At 62.4% G+C, this 18,654-nt stretch carries 18 protein-coding genes; 14 read left to right on the top strand and 4 right to left on the bottom strand.

The genetic code is table 11. The annotated features are described in order from the left end of the window. Window positions 1-19: 19 nt before the first annotated feature. From CE491_RS11350 to CE491_RS11300, 11 genes are all read left to right on the top strand, one after another. Entirely contained in the window at window positions 20-1,411 is a 1,392-nt protein-coding gene (locus CE491_RS11350) for an ethanolamine ammonia-lyase subunit EutB (protein WP_110948441.1), read from the top strand. Window positions 1,412-1,449: 38 nt separating this feature from the next. Then, window positions 1,450-2,271, top strand: a complete 822-nt coding sequence (gene eutC / locus CE491_RS11345; RefSeq protein ID WP_110948440.1) for an ethanolamine ammonia-lyase subunit EutC — start codon at window positions 1,450-1,452, stop codon at window positions 2,269-2,271. A gap of 288 nt (window positions 2,272-2,559) precedes the next feature. Beyond that, entirely contained in the window at window positions 2,560-3,510 is a 951-nt protein-coding gene (locus tag CE491_RS11340) for a LysR family transcriptional regulator (RefSeq protein ID WP_110948439.1), read from the top strand. A gap of 206 nt (window positions 3,511-3,716) precedes the next feature. Beyond that, window positions 3,717-5,177: an NAD(P)-binding domain-containing protein gene (locus CE491_RS11335; protein ID WP_110948438.1), complete on the top strand. Its 1,461-nt coding sequence runs from the start codon at window positions 3,717-3,719 to the stop codon at window positions 5,175-5,177. Then, window positions 5,174-6,148, top strand: coding sequence for an ABC transporter permease (locus CE491_RS11330; protein WP_110948437.1), 975 nt, complete (start codon window positions 5,174-5,176; stop codon window positions 6,146-6,148). Before CE491_RS11335 ends, CE491_RS11330 begins: the two co-directional genes overlap by 4 nt. Next, window positions 6,145-7,053 carry an ABC transporter permease gene (locus tag CE491_RS11325; RefSeq protein ID WP_110948436.1) on the top strand — a complete coding sequence of 303 codons (909 nt, stop codon included), beginning with the start codon at window positions 6,145-6,147 and terminating at the stop codon, window positions 7,051-7,053. The genes CE491_RS11330 and CE491_RS11325 overlap by 4 nt, the downstream gene beginning before the upstream one ends. Beyond that, window positions 7,050-8,051 carry an ABC transporter ATP-binding protein gene (locus CE491_RS11320; protein WP_110948435.1) on the top strand — a complete coding sequence of 334 codons (1,002 nt, stop codon included), beginning with the start codon at window positions 7,050-7,052 and terminating at the stop codon, window positions 8,049-8,051. The genes CE491_RS11325 and CE491_RS11320 overlap by 4 nt, the downstream gene beginning before the upstream one ends. Further along, window positions 8,041-9,051 (top strand): ABC transporter ATP-binding protein, encoded by a 1,011-nt coding sequence (locus CE491_RS11315; RefSeq protein WP_110948434.1) that lies wholly within the window; start codon window positions 8,041-8,043, stop codon window positions 9,049-9,051. Before CE491_RS11320 ends, CE491_RS11315 begins: the two co-directional genes overlap by 11 nt. 57 nt (window positions 9,052-9,108) lie before the next feature. After that, the gene (locus CE491_RS11310) at window positions 9,109-10,674 is read left to right on the top strand and encodes an ABC transporter substrate-binding protein (protein ID WP_110948433.1); all 1,566 of its coding nucleotides are present in this window, start codon (window positions 9,109-9,111) and stop codon (window positions 10,672-10,674) included. A 66-nt stretch (window positions 10,675-10,740) separates the two neighbouring features. Next, a complete protein-coding gene (locus tag CE491_RS11305; RefSeq protein WP_110948432.1) occupies window positions 10,741-11,271 on the top strand; it encodes a CMD domain-containing protein in 531 nt (176 codons plus the stop codon). After that, a complete protein-coding gene (locus CE491_RS11300) occupies window positions 11,268-11,855 on the top strand; it encodes a peroxidase-related enzyme (RefSeq protein WP_110948431.1) in 588 nt (195 codons plus the stop codon). Before CE491_RS11305 ends, CE491_RS11300 begins: the two co-directional genes overlap by 4 nt. Before the next feature lie 59 nt (window positions 11,856-11,914). On the opposite strand, the gene CE491_RS11295 is transcribed toward CE491_RS11300, so the two are convergent. Next, complete coding sequence (locus CE491_RS11295) at window positions 11,915-12,886, bottom strand: DMT family transporter (protein ID WP_110948430.1); 972 nt, start codon at window positions 12,884-12,886, stop codon at window positions 11,915-11,917. Between the two features lie 163 nt (window positions 12,887-13,049). On the opposite strand from CE491_RS11295, the gene CE491_RS11290 reads away from it, so the two are divergent. Further along, complete coding sequence (locus CE491_RS11290; RefSeq protein WP_110948429.1) at window positions 13,050-13,949, top strand: LysR substrate-binding domain-containing protein; 900 nt, start codon at window positions 13,050-13,052, stop codon at window positions 13,947-13,949. 99 nt (window positions 13,950-14,048) lie between these two features. Continuing rightward, a complete protein-coding gene (locus CE491_RS11285) occupies window positions 14,049-15,425 on the top strand; it encodes a CoA transferase (protein ID WP_110948428.1) in 1,377 nt (458 codons plus the stop codon). A gap of 9 nt (window positions 15,426-15,434) precedes the next feature. Here the strand turns inward: CE491_RS11285 and argC are convergent, their stop codons facing one another. Continuing rightward, on the bottom strand, window positions 15,435-16,358 hold the full coding sequence (argC, locus tag CE491_RS11280; RefSeq protein ID WP_110948460.1) for an N-acetyl-gamma-glutamyl-phosphate reductase: 924 nt from the start codon (window positions 16,356-16,358) through the stop codon (window positions 15,435-15,437). 112 nt (window positions 16,359-16,470) lie between these two features. Between argC and CE491_RS11275 the strand changes: the two genes are divergently transcribed. After that, a complete protein-coding gene (locus CE491_RS11275; RefSeq protein ID WP_110948427.1) occupies window positions 16,471-17,355 on the top strand; it encodes a LysR family transcriptional regulator in 885 nt (294 codons plus the stop codon). 128 nt (window positions 17,356-17,483) lie between these two features. Here the strand turns inward: CE491_RS11275 and CE491_RS11270 are convergent, their stop codons facing one another. Beyond that, a complete protein-coding gene (locus tag CE491_RS11270) occupies window positions 17,484-17,795 on the bottom strand; it encodes a hypothetical protein (RefSeq protein ID WP_110948426.1) in 312 nt (103 codons plus the stop codon). A gap of 128 nt (window positions 17,796-17,923) precedes the next feature. Then, on the bottom strand, window positions 17,924-18,118 hold the full coding sequence (locus tag CE491_RS11265) for a hypothetical protein (RefSeq protein ID WP_110948425.1): 195 nt from the start codon (window positions 18,116-18,118) through the stop codon (window positions 17,924-17,926). Window positions 18,119-18,654 lie beyond the last annotated feature (536 nt).

Genomic DNA, 18,654 nt, shown 5'->3' with positions numbered 1-18,654 from the left:
CAGAGAAGGAAGGTTGCCCATGAGCTTCGCCCACAGCATCGGTGGCATGGTCTGGCGTTTCGACAGCTTGCGGGAGCTCATGGCCAAGGCCAGTCCTGCGCGTTCCGGCGATTTCCTGGCCGAAGTCGCCGCCACCAGTGACGCCGAGCGTGCCGCGGCGCAGATGGCCTTGGCCGACGTGCCGCTCAAGCGCTTTCTCAGCGAAGCGTTGATCCCTTACGAAGAGGACGAAGTCACACGCCTGATCGTCGACAGCCACGACCTCGCCGCTTTCAGCCCGGTCAGTCACCTGACCGTGGGCGGTTTGCGCGACTGGCTGTTGGGCGACGAGGCCACCGAGGCCAGCCTCAAGGCGTTGGCGGCGGGGCTGACGCCGGAGATGGCGGCTGCGGTATCGAAGATCATGCGCGTGCAGGATCTGGTGCTGGTGTCGCAGAAAATCCGCGTGGTCACGCGCTTTCGCAATACCGTGGGGTTGCGCGGGCGGATGTCGACTCGGCTGCAACCCAATCACCCGACCGATGATCCGGCGGGAATTGCCGCCAGCGTGCTGGACGGCCTGCTGTACGGCAACGGCGACGCCATGATCGGTATCAACCCGGCCACCGACAGCGTCAGCGCCATCAGCGAACTGCTGAAGATGCTCGACGGCGTGATCCGTCATTACGAAATTCCCACTCAGTCCTGCGTGCTGACCCATGTCACCTCGTCGGTGGCGGCCATTGAAAAAGGCCTGCCGGTCGACCTGGTGTTTCAGTCCATCACCGGCACTGAGCAAGCCAACAGCAGCTTTGGCATCAGCCTGGAGATCCTGCGCGAAGGCTATGAAGCGGGCCTGAGCCTGAGTCGCGGGCCATTGGGCAACAACCTCATGTATTTCGAAACCGGGCAGGGCAGTGCGCTGTCGGCCAACGCCCACCACGGGGTCGATCAGCAGACCTGCGAAGCCCGCGCCTATGCGGTGGCCCGGCATTTCAACCCGTTTCTGGTCAACACCGTGGTCGGCTTTATCGGCCCGGAATACCTGTACAACGGCAAGCAGATCATTCGCGCCGGGCTTGAAGATCACTTCTGCGGCAAGCTGCTGGGCGTGCCCATGGGTTGCGACATCTGCTACACCAACCACGCCGAAGCCGATCAGGATGACATGGACGTGCTGCTGACGCTGCTAGGGGTCGCCGGGATCAACTTCATCATGGGCATTCCCGGCTCCGATGACGTGATGCTCAACTACCAGACCACGTCCTTTCACGACGCCCTGTACGCGCGCAAGACCCTTGGTCTGCGCCCGGCGCCGGAATTCGAAGCATGGCTGACGCGCATGGACATTCTGCGTCAGGATGACGGCGGCGTGCGGCTGGGGCAGGGCGTGCCGCCTCTGTTCCGCCAGGCGCTGGCGCAGTTGAAATAGCGACTTGATTTGGCAGTTGCAAGAAGAAGGATTTGGCCATGAGTGATGACCACAGCAAATCACCGGCCCAGGCCGACGCCTGGCGTCAACTGCGCTCGCTGACCTCGGCGCGCATCGCCCTGGGCCATGCCGGGACCAGCCTGCCGACCGCCGCGCAACTGGACTTCCAGTTCGCCCATGCGCAGGCTCGAGACGCGGTGCATCTGCCGTTCGATCACGGGGCGTTGAGTGAGCAACTCAACGCTCGTCAGCGCGAAACCCTCAAGGTCCACAGCTCGGCGCCGGACCGCAACGTCTACCTGCAACGACCGGATCTGGGGCGGCGCTTGTCGCAGGATTCGGTTGCGCAATTGCGCGATTACGTCGAGGCGCATCCCGAAGGCTTCGATCTGGCGTTGGTGGTGGCCGACGGGCTGTCTTCACTGGCGGTGCAACGCCACAGCCCGGCGATGCTCGAGCGCATCGATCAACTGGCGGCGGCCGAAGGCTGGAATCTGGCGCCAGTGGTGCTGGTGGAGCAGGGCCGGGTCGCGGTGGCCGATGAAGTCGCCGAGCTGCTCAAGGCGCGAATGGTGGTGATCCTCATCGGCGAACGCCCGGGCCTCAGCTCGCCGGACAGCCTTGGCCTGTACTTCACCTTCGCGCCACGCGTGGGCTTGAACGACGCGTCCCGTAACTGCATCTCCAACGTTCGGCTCGAAGGCATGAGCTACGCGATGGCCGCGCACAAATTGCTGTACCTGATGCGCGAGGCCTGGCGTCGACAATTGTCGGGCGTCAGCCTCAAGGATGAAGCGCATGTGCCCGTGCTGGAAGCGGGTGAAGAAGCGCGGCCGGGGAATTTTTTGATTGGCGGGTAGACCCCGGTTCATATCACTCCACAGTCCAGTATTCGCTCGTATCTTCGGTTCATCCGGCCGTTTTCCGCCTGCTTTTTGCCTTGTCTTGCCTTCGCCCGCTACGATTTTCACACGCCCCGTGCAGGAAACGTCGCAGGTTACGACGGCAGCGAATAAGTGCATCAGTCGACAAAGGTGCAACTTACTTGGCGCGAGCGTCAGGTCGACAACTGCGTGTAGACTTTCGCCCGACCATCGGGGATTGCACAGCTGTGTTCCCTTCGTTTCCGATTTTTGTAAGGCGTACTTATGGATCTGCGTCAGCTGGAAGCTTTTGCGGCTGTGATGTCGGCGGGCAGCGTCACTGCTGCGGGGAAAATGCTCGGCCGTTCTCAGCCGTCGGTGACGCGGGTCATTCAGGAGCTTGAGCAGGAACTTGGCTTTGCGTTGTTCGAACGCAGCGGGCCGAAGGTCACCCCGACTCAGAAGGCTTTCATGATGTATGGCGAGGTCGAAAGCGCGCTGCTGGGGATTCGCAACATCCGCCAGCGCGCGCAGCACATCGCTCGGGAGGAGAACCATCAAATCAAGCTGGTGGCGATCTCCGCACTGGCTGCAGGGCTATTACCCAGCGCATTGTCGCGCCTGCCGCAGAGCCTGCGCCCGCAGCAGATCCAGCTACAGAGCATGTCCCCGGAAAACGTGGTGCAGGCAGTGCTGTCGAAAACCATGGACCTGGGCGCGGTAAGCCTGCCGCTCGAGCACCGCGGCCTGGACATCCACTGGATCGGCGAAGCTCCCTGTGTCGCGGTATTGCCCGCCGACTCGGCGCTGGCCGCCCATCCGGTGTTGTCCATGGAGCAACTGGTGGAGCAGACCCTCATCACCATGGCCAATCCCTATCGTTTCCGACGTCGCATCGACAAAGCCTTTCACGACGCTGGCGGCAAGGCGCCGCGCATGCTTGACACCAACACCTCATTGATTGCGATGCAGATGGCCAGAGTAGGGTTGGGCGTTGCACTGGTTGATCCGTTCACGGCCACGGGGGTGCCGCTGGAAGGTGTCGTTGTACGGCCGATCGCCTGCAACATTCCGTTTTTCTTCGGTCTCATTTCTGCGTTCGCCAGCCCGCTCTCGGATGTGGCGCGCGCGCTGATCGATGAGATTGCAAGCTCGGCCAAACGGCTGCTGCCCCAGATGGTGATGCATGAAGCCAGCGCCCACGACGCGCTGTTGCAAAACATCTATGCCGAATAGCGTGATGGCATTCTTCTCCCTCTAATTCCAGCAGGGAATATCAATATTCTTTTTTGCGCATTGCGAGAATAAAAAGCGCCTTTTAGTATTCGGTTTAAGCATTCATGGCCTTCCTGAATTCATATTTTTCGATTCTGGGAGGCGTTTGAATTGATAGAGATTAAGAATCGAGCGCTTGCTCTCGATCGCCACGCCGAGTACCCAACATGTCCGATGTCACTGCACCCACTGGCCTGGCGTCACTGGAGGCGCGTCTGCGCCAGGATCTACTCTGGCTCGATCTGCCTGCCAACCCATGGGTCAAGTCGCGCCTTCATGAAGGTGCTCCGGTGTTGGACGTCGCGATTATCGGCGGTGGTATGGCGGGCCTGGCGTTAGCGGCGGAACTGCGTCATCTGGGTGTTGCCGCAGTGATCTTCGATCAGGCGCCCGCAGGTTTCGAAGGCCCTTGGGCAACCACGGCGCGCATGGAAACGCTGCGTTCCCCTAAACAACTCACTGGGCCGGCCCTGGGTTTGCCTGCGCTGACCTTCCGCGCCTGGTACGAAGCGCAGTTCGGCGATGACGGCTGGGCCGCGCTGGACAAGATCCCTCGTCTGCAATGGGCCGAATACCTGCGCTGGTATCGCAGGGTGCTGGCGCTGGACGTGCGCAACGAACACCGTGTGGCCCGCGTTGCCCCGCGAGCGGACGGGATCGTGGAGTTGGACGTGGAAGCGGCGGGGCAGACACTGAATCTGCTCGCGCGGCATGTGGTCCTCGCCACGGGTCGTGACGGCCTGGGTGGTCCTTGGGTGCCGAGGTTCGCGCACCAGTTGCCGCGTCATCTGTGGGCGCATTCGGCAGACGGCCTGCAAGACGAGTGGTTCAAGGGCCATCGCGTCGCCGTCATTGGCGGTGGCGCATCGGCAATGGACAGCGCTGCGACGGCGCTTGAAGCCGGTGCGACGCGGGTCGATCTGCTGATCCGACGCGCCGAATTGCCACGCATCAACAAAGGCAAGGGCGCGGGCAATCCTGGCATGACCCACGGCTACTGGCGCCTGCCCGACGAGTGGAAATGGCGCATCCGCAACTACCTCAACACCCAGCAAGTGCCGCCGCCTCGGGGCAGCACGCTGCGCGTCTCGCGCTCGGGCAGGGCGCGCTTTCTATTGAACTCTCCCGTGCTGTCGGTGCAGGAAAACCCCGTCGGCGGCGTGTTTCTGCAAACGCCCACCGCACGGATCGAGGCGGACTTCGTGGTATTCGCCACCGGCTTTCGCACGGACTTCGCGCTGCGTCCGGAGTTTGCGCCGTTCTCGTCACAGATCCGCGTCTGGCGGGATCGTTTTCAGGCGCCTGTCGATGAAGTCGACGCCGAACTGGCTGAGCTTCCGGATCTGGGCAACTGCTTCGAGTTTCAGGAGAAGACGCCCGGCGCCTGTCCGGGCCTGAACCATATTCACTGCTTCAGCTATCCGGCGGCGCTGAGCTACGGCGCGGTTTCCGGCGATATTCCTGCGATCAGCGAGGGCTCCAAACGACTGGCGCACGCCTTGATCGGACAGCTATTCAACGAAGACATCGAGCAGCATTTCGACGCCATCCGACAGTACGCCGATCCGGAATTGCTCGGTGATGAATGGGTGGCCAGCCAGCCCGACGCTGATGAGTTGCGCGCATGATCGGCTGGACAGTGCGACGGCTGACCCAGTCGATGCTGGTCATTCTGTTGATGACGCTGGTGGTGTTCATCGGCCTGAATGCCATCGGCAATCCGATGGACATTCTGGTAGGGGAAGACCTCAACCAGGCCGAGCGCCTGCAGGCGATCGCTCATCTGGGCCTGGATAAGCCGCTGTGGCAGCAGTATCTGCTTTTTCTCCAGGGCGCGATTCACGGCAACCTCGGCCAGAGCTTCGTTTATCACGAAGACGCCATGCGTTTGATTCTGCAACGCCTGCCGGCGACGTTCGAACTGGCATTCAGCGCACTGTTTCTGGCGGTAGTGATCGGCGTACCGCTGGGCATGTTTGCCGGTACGTATCCAGACCATCCGCTGTCGCGGCTGATGATGGCCAGCAGCATCGTGGGCTTTTCCCTGCCTGCGTTCTGGGTGGCCTTGATGATGATCATGCTGTTTTCGATCAAGCTCGGTTGGCTGCCGGCGAGCGGCCGCGGCGCTACCCGCGAACTGCTCGGGGTGCAGTGGTCGTGGCTGACCCTCGATGGCTTGCAGCACCTGTTATTGCCTGCGCTGAACCTGGCGCTGTTCAAGATTTCCCTGGTGCTGCGCCTGACTCGCGCGGGCGTGCGTGAAGTGTTGCCGCAGGAGTTCGTCAAATTCGCCCGGGCCAAGGGCCTGTCGCCGATGAGGGTGATGTGCATGCACGTCATGCGTAACACGATGATTCCGGTGGTGACGGTGCTGGCCATGGAATTGGGCTCGACCATCGCTTACGCCGTCGTCACCGAGAGCATCTTTTCCTGGCCAGGCGCGGGCAAGTTGATCCTGGACAGCATCAACACCCTGGATCGCCCGGTGGTCGTCGCTTATCTGATGGTGGTCGTGGTGATTTTCGTGGTGCTGAACCTGATCGTCGACGGCCTGTATTACCTGCTCGATCCACGTGTGCGTGTCGAGGCCTCCCGATGAATGCCGTTTCGAAAACCGTGCGTTTGCAGGCTCAGTCGCCGTGGCGACGGGTCGCGGTCGAGTTCATGAGTTCGCCCACTGCAGTGATTGGCCTGCTGGTGCTGCTGATCATTGTATTGATCGCCGTACTGGCGCCGTGGATCGTGGTCCAGAACCCCTACGACCTGATGCAACTCAATGTGCTGGACGCACGGCTCGCGCCGGGTAGCGCCAACATGGACACCGGCTACACCTACTGGCTCGGCACCGACGGCCAGGGGCGTGATCTGGTTTCGGCGATCATGTACGGCCTGCGCATCAGCCTGTGGGTAGGGATTGGCTCAGCGCTGATCGCCGCGGTGATCGGCACGCTGTTGGGGCTGGTCTCGGCCTACGTCGGTGGCTGGCTCGATGCCTTGCTCATGCGTCTGGTGGACCTGCTGCTGTCGTTCCCGGTGATTCTCATGGCGTTGATGATCCTCGCCTGGCTGGGCAAGGGGGTCGGCAACGTCATGCTCACCCTGATCCTGCTGGAGTGGGCCTACTACGCCCGCACGGCGCGCGGTCAAGCGCTGACCGAAAGTCGCCGCGAGTACGTCGATGCCGCGCGGGGGCAGGGCATCGGTCCCTGGCGGATCGTGGTTGGCCACATTCTGCCCAATTGCCTGCCGCCGCTGATCGTCATCGGCGCGCTACAGATCGCCCGCGCCATCACGCTTGAGGCAACGCTGTCATTTCTGGGGCTGGGTGTGCCGGTCACCGAACCGTCACTGGGGCTGCTGATCGCCAATGGCTTTCAGTACATGCTCAGCAACGAATACTGGATCAGCCTGTTTCCGGGGCTGGCGCTGTTGATCACCATCGTCGCGATCAATCTGGTCGGCGACCGTCTGCGCGACGTTCTGAATCCGAGGTTGCAGCGATGAGCCTGCCTGAATCGTCCGTAGCGAACTCTCCTACTCTCGACGTGCGCAATCTGTGCACCTCGTTCTACACCCGCGCCGGTGTGTTGCCTGCGGTGCGCGACGTGTCATTGCGCGTCCAGCCGGGGCGTGTGCTGGGGCTGGTAGGCGAGTCCGGGTCGGGCAAATCGGTGACCGGTTTCTCGATCCTCGGCCTGGTCGATGCACCGGGGCGCATCAGTGGCGGGCAGGTGCTGTTCAAGGGACGCGACCTTATCGGGCTTTCGCCTGCTCAGTTGCGCGACTTGCAGGGCAACCGCATTGCGATGATCTTTCAAGACCCGATGATGACCCTCAACCCGGTGCTGCGGGTCGACACGCAGATGATCGAAGCGGTCCGCGCTCATCGTCCGGTGAGCAAGCGCGAAGCCCGCGAGCATGCCGGGCGCACGTTGGCGTTGATGGGCATCCCCAGCCCGGAAGAACGCCTGAGTGCCTATCCGCATCAGTTGTCCGGTGGCATGCGTCAGCGGGTAGCGATCGCCATCGCGCTGCTGCATTCGCCGGACCTGATCATCGCCGACGAGCCCACCACGGCGCTGGACGTGACCATTCAGGCGCAGATCCTCAGTGAAGTGCAGAAGCTGGTGCGCGAGCACGGCACATCGTTGATCTGGATCACGCACGACCTTTCGGTGGTCGCGGGCCTGGCCGATGACGTGGCGGTGATGTACGCCGGACGCATCGTTGAGCAGGGTTCGGTGGCCGATGTGCTGGACCGCCCGCAACATCCTTATACGCAAGGCCTGATCGACAGCCTGCCCAGCCGCAACCGCCGGGGTCAGCGCCTGCGGCAGATTCCCGGCATGGCGCCGGACCTGCTGTCGATGCCTGTCGGCTGTGCGTTTGCACCGCGTTGTTCGCGTGCCTCTGCGCGTTGCGCCGAAGAGCCGCAGATGCGCGAGGTCGCGCCTGGTCAGACCGTTCGATGCTTTCACCCCGGAGCCGCCGATGCACAGTGAACAGATCCCGCTGATCGAGTTGGATCAGGTCAGCAAGACGTTCGGCAAGGCGCCGGCCGAGCACTCGGTGCAGCGTCTGCTGCAACGCCTGCAATTGAGCCGGCCAAGGCCCGTGACCCACGCGGTGGATCGCGTTGACCTGCGCATTCATCGCGGTGAAGTGGTGGGGCTGGTGGGGGAGTCGGGCTGTGGCAAATCGACCCTTGGTCGCATGGTGGCCGGGCTGCTGCCGGTTTCCTCAGGCACGGCATCAGTGGACGGCAAGCCTCTGGACACCCTGACCACGCAGGAGCGCCATGCGGTGCGCCTGAAAGTGCAGATGATCTTTCAGGATCCCTCGTCGAGTCTCAATCCACGGCTGCGGGTCGATCGCATTGTTGGAGAAGGCGCGCTGCTGCATGGCCTGACCGACAAGCGCGACTTCGACGATTACGTCAGCGCCCAGCTGCAACGCGCCGGGTTGAGCCCACAGTTGCGCCAGCGTTATCCGCATCAGTTCAGCGGCGGTCAGCGCCAGCGTATCGGCATCGCCCGCGCGCTGGCGGTGCAGCCCGAACTGCTGGTCTGTGACGAGTCGGTCGCCGCGCTGGACGTGTCGATTCAGGCGCAGATCCTCAACCTGTTCATGGACCTGCGTGACGAGCTGGGCCTGACCTATCTGTTCATCAGTCACGACCTGGGCGTGGTCGAGCACCTGTGTGACCGGGTCGTGGTGATGTACCTCGGGCGGGTGGTGGAAAGCGCCTCGGTCGATGACCTGTTCGCCCGCGCCAATCATCCCTATACCCAGGCGTTGCTGGCGCAGATCCCGCGTTTCGATGTTCGCAGTACCCGATATGACGCGATCAAAGGGGAAATCCCCAGTCCGCTGAACCCGCCCGCCGGGTGTCATTTTCACCCTCGCTGTCCGCACGCCATCGCGCGCTGTCGCGAAGAAGTTCCTGCGCTGAGGGAGGTCTCACCAAACCACCTCAGTGCGTGTCACCTCAACGACTACTGATGAGCGAGCGCATCGACGCTCGCCGTGCCCACTGCCATTGCGTACAAGGAATTCTCCATGCAACCACGTGTTCGTTCACTGATCGCTTCGGCGCTGATTCTGGCGGCCGGCAGCGTTTCGGCGCAGACCCTGCGCATCGGCTATGCCGACCCGGTTTCCTCCCTCGACCCGCAACTGAACAACTATGCCGGCGACCGTTCGGTGGCCCTGCACGCCTTCGAATCGCTGGTCAATCGTCACGACGACAAGACCCTGCCGGGCCTGGCCAAGAGCTGGAAAGTACTGGATGACACCACCTGGCAGTTCGACCTGCGCGACGACGTCAAATGGCAGGACGGCACGCCGTTGACCGCCGACGATTTCGTGTTCTCCTTCGAGCGTGCGCGTAACGTACCGGGCAGCGTTGCCTCCTATGCGGGCGCGACGCGTACGGTCGAATCGGTAAAGGCCAAGGATGATCACACGCTGATCATCAAGACCGGCACCCCGAACGCCAACCTGCTGCCGGACGTGGATTCGATCTACATCGTCAGCCGTCACGCAGGTGCCGGTGCCAGCAGCGCGGATTACAACTCGGGCAAGGCAATGGTCGGCACAGGTCCCTACCGCTTCGTTTCGTATGTGCCGGGCGATCGCACGATCTTCGAACGCAACGACAGCTACTGGGGCGGCAAGCCAACTTGGGATCAGGTGGATTTCCGCTTCATCGCCAACGCGGCCAACCGCACAGCGGCGTTGCTCGCTGGTGACGTCGATGTGATCGACAAGGTCTCGCCGACCGACGTCGAGCGGCTGCGCAAGACGCCTGCCGTGAACGTCTTCGCCTATCAGGGGCTGCGCGCGCTGATCATTCAGCCAAGTTTCCGCGAAGGGCCCAATGAGTTCATTCGCGATAACGCTGGCAAGCCGCTAGTCGACAACCCACTGCGTGACGTTCGCGTGCGCAAGGCGCTGTCCCTGGCGATCAACCGCCAGGCCATCGACGAGCGCATCATGCAGGGCACCGTGACCGAGGCCAACCAATGGATGCCGGCCAACACCTTTGGCTACAACCCGGAGGTGAAAAACATTCCGTACGACCCCAAACAGGCCAAGGAGCTGCTGGCGCAGGCAGGTTTCCCCGATGGCTTCCAGCTGACGGCCCACGTCCCGGGCGATCGTTACCCGCAAGCGCCTGAGGCAATGCAGGCTGTGGCGCAGTTCTGGTCGCGCATCGGCGTCAAGGTCCAGCTCGAAGTGCTGCCTTGGGCGGTGTACGCAGGCAAGGCTAACAAGAACGAGCTGGCGATCAGCGTGATCGCCTGGGGCAACGGCACCGGCGAAGCGGCCTATGCGCTGACCAACATCCTCACCACCGTCGACAGCAATAAAGGGCAGGGCGCATCCAACTGGGGCCATTACAGCAACCCGTTGGCGGACAAGGCCCTGATCGACGCCACCTCCGAGTTTGATGAAGCCAAGCGCCGCAAGATTCTTGAGGACTCGGTCAAGGTCGTCAGCGATGACGTCGGCATCATCCCGCTGTTCCACTACCAGAACATCTGGGCCGCACGCAAAGGGTTGAAAGTCGAGCCGCTGGTCAGCGACCGCACCGCCGCGACCATGGTCACCGAGCAACCTTGAACCGTCTCGCTCCTGCACGGCATTTTGCCGTAGCAGGGGCACAACCGACACTTTGCAGGAGTCATCATGACCTCGACCGCCCCAACCGCTGTCGCCACCGATCTGCTCGACAGCTTGCTGGATATCCAGCCCGGCACGCCGCTGCACGCGGTTCGCCATGCGCGGGAAAAAGTCGCTTCGGCGACACAGGCCAGTCAGGACCTGTTCTTCGCCCCAGTGCTGGAAAACAACCTGTCGCTGACCGAGCGCCTGTGGGTCGCCTATTACGCGGCGTACCTGACGCCACAGCCGCTGCTCGCCGCCCAATACCTCGGCCAACTGGAGACGCAGGGTATCGACAAAGGCGTGCGTTCGAACATCGAATCCGGCGCGCTCGATGCACTCGACGACGCGCGGCTGGCGGCGATTCTGCGCTTTACCCGCACCTTGATCGAATCACCGGTCCACGGCGATCAGCAGGCCCTGCAGGCGCTGCAGCAGCAAGGCCTGAGCACCGAGGAAATCGTCGTGCTCGCGCAGCTGATCGCGTTTTTGTCTTATCAAGTACGCCTGGCCGCAGGGCTGGGTGCCTTACGCGCAGCGGGAGAAGCACGATGAGCGACGCCATTCGCGAAAGCGGATTCACCAACGAAGTGCTGGGCTGGAAAGCCTGGTTGCCCACCGTTGACCTGGCCAGTGCCACTGCCGAACAGATGGCCGTGCTGGAAGAAAGCCATCCGCAGGCCAAGACCTCGGACTATTACCTGACCCTGGCGCACCATCCGGACATTCTTCGCCAGCGCTCCCAGGCGTTTAACGCGATCATGTACGCGCCCGGTGGCCTCGCGCGCGCCGAACGTGAGCTGGCGAGCACCGTGGTGTCGCGCATCAACCGATGCGTCTATTGCGCGTCGGTGCATGCCCAGCGCTTCGAACAACTGGCCAAGCGCAACGATGTGATCCGCCAAATCTTCGCCGACCCGAAGACTGCCGGCACGACCGAGCGAGAGAAAGCGATCGTCCAGTTTTCCATCGACCTGACACTGGAACCCGCCGCATTGAGCGCCAGCCACATTCAGGTGCTGCGCGAGCATGGGCTGGACGATGGGCAAGTGCTCGACCTGATTCATGCGATCTCGATATTCGCCTGGGCCAATCGCCTGATGCTCAACCTTGGCGAACCGGTTTTTCCCTCGACCTGATTACGGGCAACCGCAGGCCAAAGCATCAGCCTGACCACATCGACGTCTGCGGCATCGATTCAGTGGTTGGCGGGTTGTTCTGCAGCGTTTCGGGCGGGGGTAAGGATGACGCGCACCGAGTACACCGCACCGAACAGGATCAACGCCAGACCGGTTGTTTCGAGCATGCTCGGCAGACGACCATGAAAGGCCAGACCGAGCACTGTGGCGAAAAACGACTCCAGCGCGATCAATTGTCCCGACAGCACCATCGGCAGACGTCGCGAGGCGAGGTTCCATGCCCAGGCGCCGATGACCGACGAGAGCAGCGCGATCACCAACGCCCATCCGTACAGGTGCAGCGCACCCGGGGTTGCCATGCCCAAAACCGGCAGGCGCAGCAGATGCATCGCCCAGGCCAGTGGCGTCAGCAGCAATGCGGCAAAGCCCGCGCCGATCATCATCAGGCAGGTCCAGGCGGTGGTGGCGCCGGCGTGCAATTGCTCCATCGCCGCCTGATTGACCACGCTGAACGACAGCCACAGCAGCACCGCCGCCACGGAAAACGCCAGCCCCGCCGACAGTTGAGTAGCGGCGCCGGTTGACCCATCCAGCAGCTGCAGATTGATCAGCAGCAGACCCACACACAGCAAGCCAATCGGCATCGCCAACTGACCCCAACGCAGCGAGCGGTGTCGAGCATTGCCCAGCAGTGCCTGTAAGACCGGCACCGCGCCGATGAACGCAGCAATCAGCAACGGCCCACCGTAGATCACGCCGCCCGCGATGCAGCTGCTGTAGCCCAGATAACCCAATACGCCAAGGCCCATGCCGGTCAGCCATTGACGGGGGCGCAGGCTACGCAGTTGAGCGCGGTAGAACGGCAGCAGCAGGGCTCCGAGCACGCCAGCCATCATGAAACGCACCAGCATGAAGTCCTCGATGCTGTAACCCTGTAGCACGTAAGGCGCGATGAAGTTACACGCCCAGCTCAGCGTCGCCAGCGCCGCCAGGGCCACGCCTTGCAGGATGATCGAGCGCGATGAGGTCATGTTGATTCCTGTGCTGAGGACCGGCGACGGATGCTGCGCCAAAAATAATCGCAGGCCCGGGCATGTTTGCCGGCTTCGGCAGATCGGGCGTTCGCTGCCATCTTGCCGATCCCCAGCGCTGTGCTACAAATGATGTCTTCGTCTCGATGCATTACCTGCGATTATGAATAAGCTCGGCAAATCCCTTCCGCCGTTGGCCAGTCTTCTTCCCTTCGAAGCGGCCGCCCGATTGCTGAGTTTTTCTCGCGCGGCTGAGGAACTGAACCTTACTCAGGCGGCGGTCAGTCGGCAGATTCGTGCGCTGGAAGAAAATCTCGGCATCGTCCTGTTCCAGCGGCGCAACCGGGCGGTGTTTCTGACCGATGCCGGACGCGAGTTCAGCCTCAGTCTGGGTCAGGCATTGCACGACGTCGCCAGCACCGCGGACCGGCTGCGCGGGGCCGCGGGCAAGAATGAAGTAGTGTTGCTGTGTCAGCCGTGCGAGGCGTTCCACTGGCTGATGCCGCGGCTGTCGAACTTTCATCGGCAGTTCCCGCAAATCGAACTGAAGATGGTGACGTGGGCCAGCCCGCTGACCGATTTCCAGGGCTATTTCGACGTAGCGATGCAGAGCGCCAACCGCGACCACGGCCTGCATCCGTTGTTGTTCACCGCGGCCGATGAGGTGTTCCCGGTGTGCAGCCCGCGCTATCTGCAGGGGCGTACAGCGATCGGTCTCGACGAGCTCGCCAGCCATACCTTGCTGCACCACGACGCGCTGCCGGCCTACCAGCTGGAATGGGACACCTGGCTTGCGCGGTTCGGTCATGAGCTTCCAGCCACTGCGCGCGGGCTGGCGTTCGACCACTATTCATTGATGCTGCACGCGGCAGTCGAAGGGCATGGCCTGGCGATGGGCTGGCGGCGGACCTCACAGCGCATGCTCGACAGTGGCATGCTGGTCGCGCCGTTCAGCCAGAGCGTTCACCTGACCGAAGCGCTGGCGGTGTATCGGCGACATGGACAGGCGCGGCGGGAGGAGGCGGATCTGTTGGTCGAGTGGTTGCGACGGGAGTTGGCGTGATTCAGGTGTTTTTTGGGCTGCGCGGTTCGTCTGGCGAGGAGATCTCATCGCCGGCAAAACGTGCAGCTTTGGTCAGGTTCCAGACAGGGTTCAACTACGATGAATGACGATAAAGCAATCGATCGCTTCCTGCGCGAATTCTGGCTGGCGGCCGGCGGCGATGCAGCGTATCTGGCGCACGTCAACACGACGGGTGAAGGTGACTTGCCGTCCTGCTTTGCCGTGTCGGATTTTGCAACGGCGGCCATGGGCGCGGCCAACCTGGCGGTCAGCGAGCTGCTCCACATCACCTCAGGCGCTACGCCGCGGCTTGTGGTAGATCGGCGGCTGGCCTCGCTCTGGTTCGGCACCTCGTTGCGCCCCCAGGGTTGGTCGCTGCCTGCGCAATGGGACGCGGTGGCAGGCGATTATCGCGCGGCGGACGGCTGGATCAGGTTGCACACCAATGCCCCTCATCATCGTCAGGCCGCACTGGCCGTGCTCGGCACCCCTGTTGATCGAGATGCAGTCGCCAAAGCCGTCTACGGCTGGGAAGCCAGCGCACTGGAAAGCGCTATCGTCGAACGCCGGGGCTGCGCGGCTGCCATGCGAACAGCACAGGCGTGGGCCGCGCACCCGCAAGGCTTGAGCGTCGCCAGCGAACCTTTGCTGCATCGAATCGGCGCCTCCGGGGGCAATAAATCTGCCTGGCCGGTCAGTCGTGAACGCCCGCTGCAAGGCCTGCGGGTGCTGGATTTGACGCGCATCCTCGCAGGGCCGGTCGCCACGCGTTTTCTGGCGGGTTTCGGCGCGCAGGTGTTGCGCATCGACCCCTATGGCTGGGAAGAGCCGGGGACGGTGCCCGAGGTGGTGCTGGGCAAGCGTTGTGCCCGGCTGAATCTGCGCGACGCCGCCGAGCGGGGCGTGTTCGAACGTTTGCTCAGCGAGGCCGATGTGCTGGTGCATGGTTATCGCGCCGATGCATTGGCGCGCTTGGGACTGGATGCCGGACATCGTCGCGCTCTGAACCCTGGGCTGGTGGATGTCTCGCTCAATGCCTACGGTTGGACCGGGCCGTGGCGCGAGCGTCGGGGTTTCGACAGCCTGGTGCAGATGAGCACGGGGATTGCCGACGCGGGAATGCGCGCCAACGGCACTGACAAACCCGTACCGTTGCCGGTTCAGGCGTTGGATCACGCCACCGGGTACCTGATGGCCGCTGCCGCCGTTCGCGGTCTGACCCAGCGTTGGGCTACAGGCGAAGGCTGTCAGGTTCAGGCATCGCTGGCTCGCACGGCCAAGGCGTTGATGGAAGGTGAGTCCGGTGCGCAGTTGCCCCTTGCGCCTGCCGATTCGAGTGCTTTCGCCCTCGACATCGAACAGACAGCCTGGGGACCCGCGCAGCGCCTCAAGCCCGCGGCGCAGGTCGAGGGGGCGCCGACGCGCTGGGATCTGCCCGGTCGTGCATTGGGGTCCGACCCTGCCAAATGGATATGAAACCCGGCGTCAGGCCCCGGCGATCATCAGGTCCAGATTCTGCACCGCTGCCCCCGCAGCGCCTTTGCCCAGATTGTCGAAGACCGCCGCCAGCATCACGTGCGCGGCATTTTCAAAGACCATCAGCCGCAATTTGTCGGTGCCGTTCAGCGTCCGAGGATCCAGACCGCTCAGCGCCCTGGATTGGTCCATCGACATGACCTCGACGAAATCGCTGCCTGCGTAATGCTGCTCAAGGCAAGCGTGCAATCTGCCGCCGGTCAAGCCCGACGACAGCAGACGCAGTTGCAGCGCAATGGTCAGCACGATGCCCTGACGAAACGAGCCGTAGGCCGGGATGAACACGGGCCGCTCGAACAGCCCGCTGAACTGCTGGATCTCCGGCACATGTTTGTGCGCAAGGCCCAGGCCGTAGATCAGGAACGGCGTCGCTTGCGCGGCGTCCGGCCCTTCGAATTCATCAACGCCGGCGCGGCCTTTGCCCGAGTAGCCCGACACCGCGTTGATGCTGACCGGGTAGTCCCGAGGCACCAGGCCTGCATCCAGCAGAGGACGCAACAGGCCCACCGCGCCAGTGGGATAGCAGCCGGGATTGCTGACCCGTTTGGCCGTGGCGATGGCCTTTTGTTGCGCCGCGCTGATCTGCGCGAAACCGTAGACCCATTCAGGGTCGGTACGATGCGCCGAACTGGCGTCGATGACCCGCACGGCTGGGTTTTCAATGCTGGCGACCGCGGCGCGGGCAGCGTCGTCCGGCAGGCACAGGATTGCGATGTCACAGGCGTTGATCGCGGCCATGCGGCTCTGCGGATTCTTGCGCCGGTCTGCGGGCAAGGTGACCAGTTTCAGGTCGGCGCGGCCTTGCAGCCGTTGGTGGATCTGCAGGCCCGTGGTGCCTTGGTCGCCGTCGATAAAAACCACTGGAAGCGTCATGTCCGAATCACTCTGAAAATCATCAATGGCGATCATCTTCGGGCCGCGCGTAAGATAGGAAAAGTTGAATTTAACAATGATAGGATTCAGTTTTTCTGAAGATAGAACCCTTATGCGCGAAATCAGCCTGGACCGTTTACGTACGCTGGTGGCGATTGCCGACCATGGTTCGTTCGCCGAAGCGGCGCGGGTGCTGAATCTGGCGCCGCCGACGGTCAGCCTGCATATCGCCGACCTCGAAGAACGAGTGGGTGGCTCGTTGCTGTCGCGCACCCGAGGCCGGGTTCAGCCGTCGGCCATTGGCGAAACCCTGATCGAACGCGCCCGGCGCCTGCTCGCTGACGCCGAGCAGGCCCTCGAAGACGTGAAGCGTCAAGTGCAGGGGCTGGCGGGAAGGGTGCGTCTTGGCGCATCGACCGGGGTCATCGCGCAGCTGATACCTCAGGCGCTGGAAACCTTGAGTCAGCACCATGCGGGTATCGATGTGCAGGTCGCGGTTCTGACCTCGCAGCAGACCTTGCACAAGCTTGCCGATGGCAGCCTGGACATTGGCGTGATCGCCTTGCCACAGGCACCGGTCAAGGGGCTGACGATCAGACCCTGGCGACGGGATCCGGTCATGGCGTTCGTGCCGGCGCGCTGGGTGTGTCCCGATGTGATCAGCCCTGGTTGGCTGGCAGGGCAGCCGCTGATTCTCAACGACAACAGCACCCGGCTGTCGCGCCAGGTAGCGGAGTGGTTCGCCAGCGAGGGCCCGCAGCCGACGCCGCGCATTCAGCTCAATTACAATGATGCGATCAAGAGCCTGGTCGCCGCGGGTTATGGCGCGACGTTATTGCCCCACGAGGCGTCCACTCCATCGCCGGAAAGCCGCATCGTCATGCGTTCGTTGCAACCATCATTGTGGAGAGAACTGGGCATCGCGCACCGCACCACAGAGATCGAGCGTTCGACGGGGCATGTGCTTGAGGTGTTGTGGGGGCTGGAGGCGTTGTAGCGTTGCGGGCTTCTGTAGCAGCCCGGCGCGCCGGCAGTGGTTTTTTTGCTCAACCACCGCCTGCGGGCCGAGTGCTACCAAAGCAAGCGTCGATCAGTCGTTGCTGCTCAACCGATGCACTTAACAGGTTATTTCTGAGTGCATTTGCCGTCGGTCCACGCGGCTTCGTCCAGTGGCGTCAGACCCGCCATGACGAAAGCGCTGCAGGCGAACTTACGACCACGGGCGGTGGTGGCGTCGTAGGTCAGCTGGGAGCCGCCGATCGAGTTCTTCTTCTGATAGTTGATGTTGGAAACGGTGATTTCATCCGAGGACGCCAAGCCCAGGGTTTTTGCCGTTTCGGTCTGCATCTGGATCATGTTGACCTGCGTCGAACCGCAAGCGGACAGCAGAACGGTAATCCCGGCAAGCGCCAGAGTGCGTGGCATCCATTTATACATTTTCATTCTCCATCCAAAAGTAAGGTCAGTCGTGGCTTTTAAACGCTGGCTCAGGGGCAGCACTGGACATCGCGGCTGTCGCAGCTATTGACGTGCTGGCTGCGCGAGATAAAGCACAGCCTTCTTGATCAGTTGAGTCTGTATTCCGAGACGACACCGTCGATGACATCCACATTGACGGTGGTATGGCTCGTACGTTGATCTGTCGTATTGGCACCCGTTACGTTGCTCACATCGTTGGTCGCGCTGGGGACGTTGGAACTGACGCCGTACATGGCAAGACCGGTATCGACCGGCACATGCTTGTAAACGGTTGGATTCATGGGTCTATTCCTTTGGGTACAACTTCCGGCAGGCGGCGAGCATGAGCGATTCAGTTCTTATTGTGTGCCTGCTCAGGATGCTTCTCGAAGGATCATCTGAACGGGCAAAGAGCTCAGCGCGAAGAAGATATGACCATTTGGTTCCGGCTGCAACACACAACGGATCCAATGTTTGTGACGCATGTCTCAAAACGGATACAGTTGATAGCAATGCGCTATTAAATATGGTTGTCAGGATTATTGCCCGAACCGACTCGTTAATTCCTGTGAAAGCCTGTCCGAACCTCTGGCCAACGGGGCGATCCCGCTAATGTCACCGGCGGGTATTTTCCGGCCGAAGTCGATGCCAGCTGGGTTCGCGCCAAAGAGCTGCGTTGCTTGCCGGGCTGCCTGGGCCACTGTGGGTCAGCGTCGTTTCGTCGGCACCAAAACCACGCAGCCGCGCTTCATCGGCGAGCACTACCTTGGGTTCAAATAATCTCAATCTGCGTTCAAAGCGGCGGTTTACAAGGCCGGCGTCATCGTGGCCCACGTCT

Origin of the sequence: Pseudomonas bohemica, from assembly GCF_002934685.1 — a bacterium.
GTDB classification, from domain to species: domain Bacteria; phylum Pseudomonadota; class Gammaproteobacteria; order Pseudomonadales; family Pseudomonadaceae; genus Aquipseudomonas; species Aquipseudomonas bohemica.
This window is presented reverse-complemented; position numbering and strand designations above follow the sequence as displayed.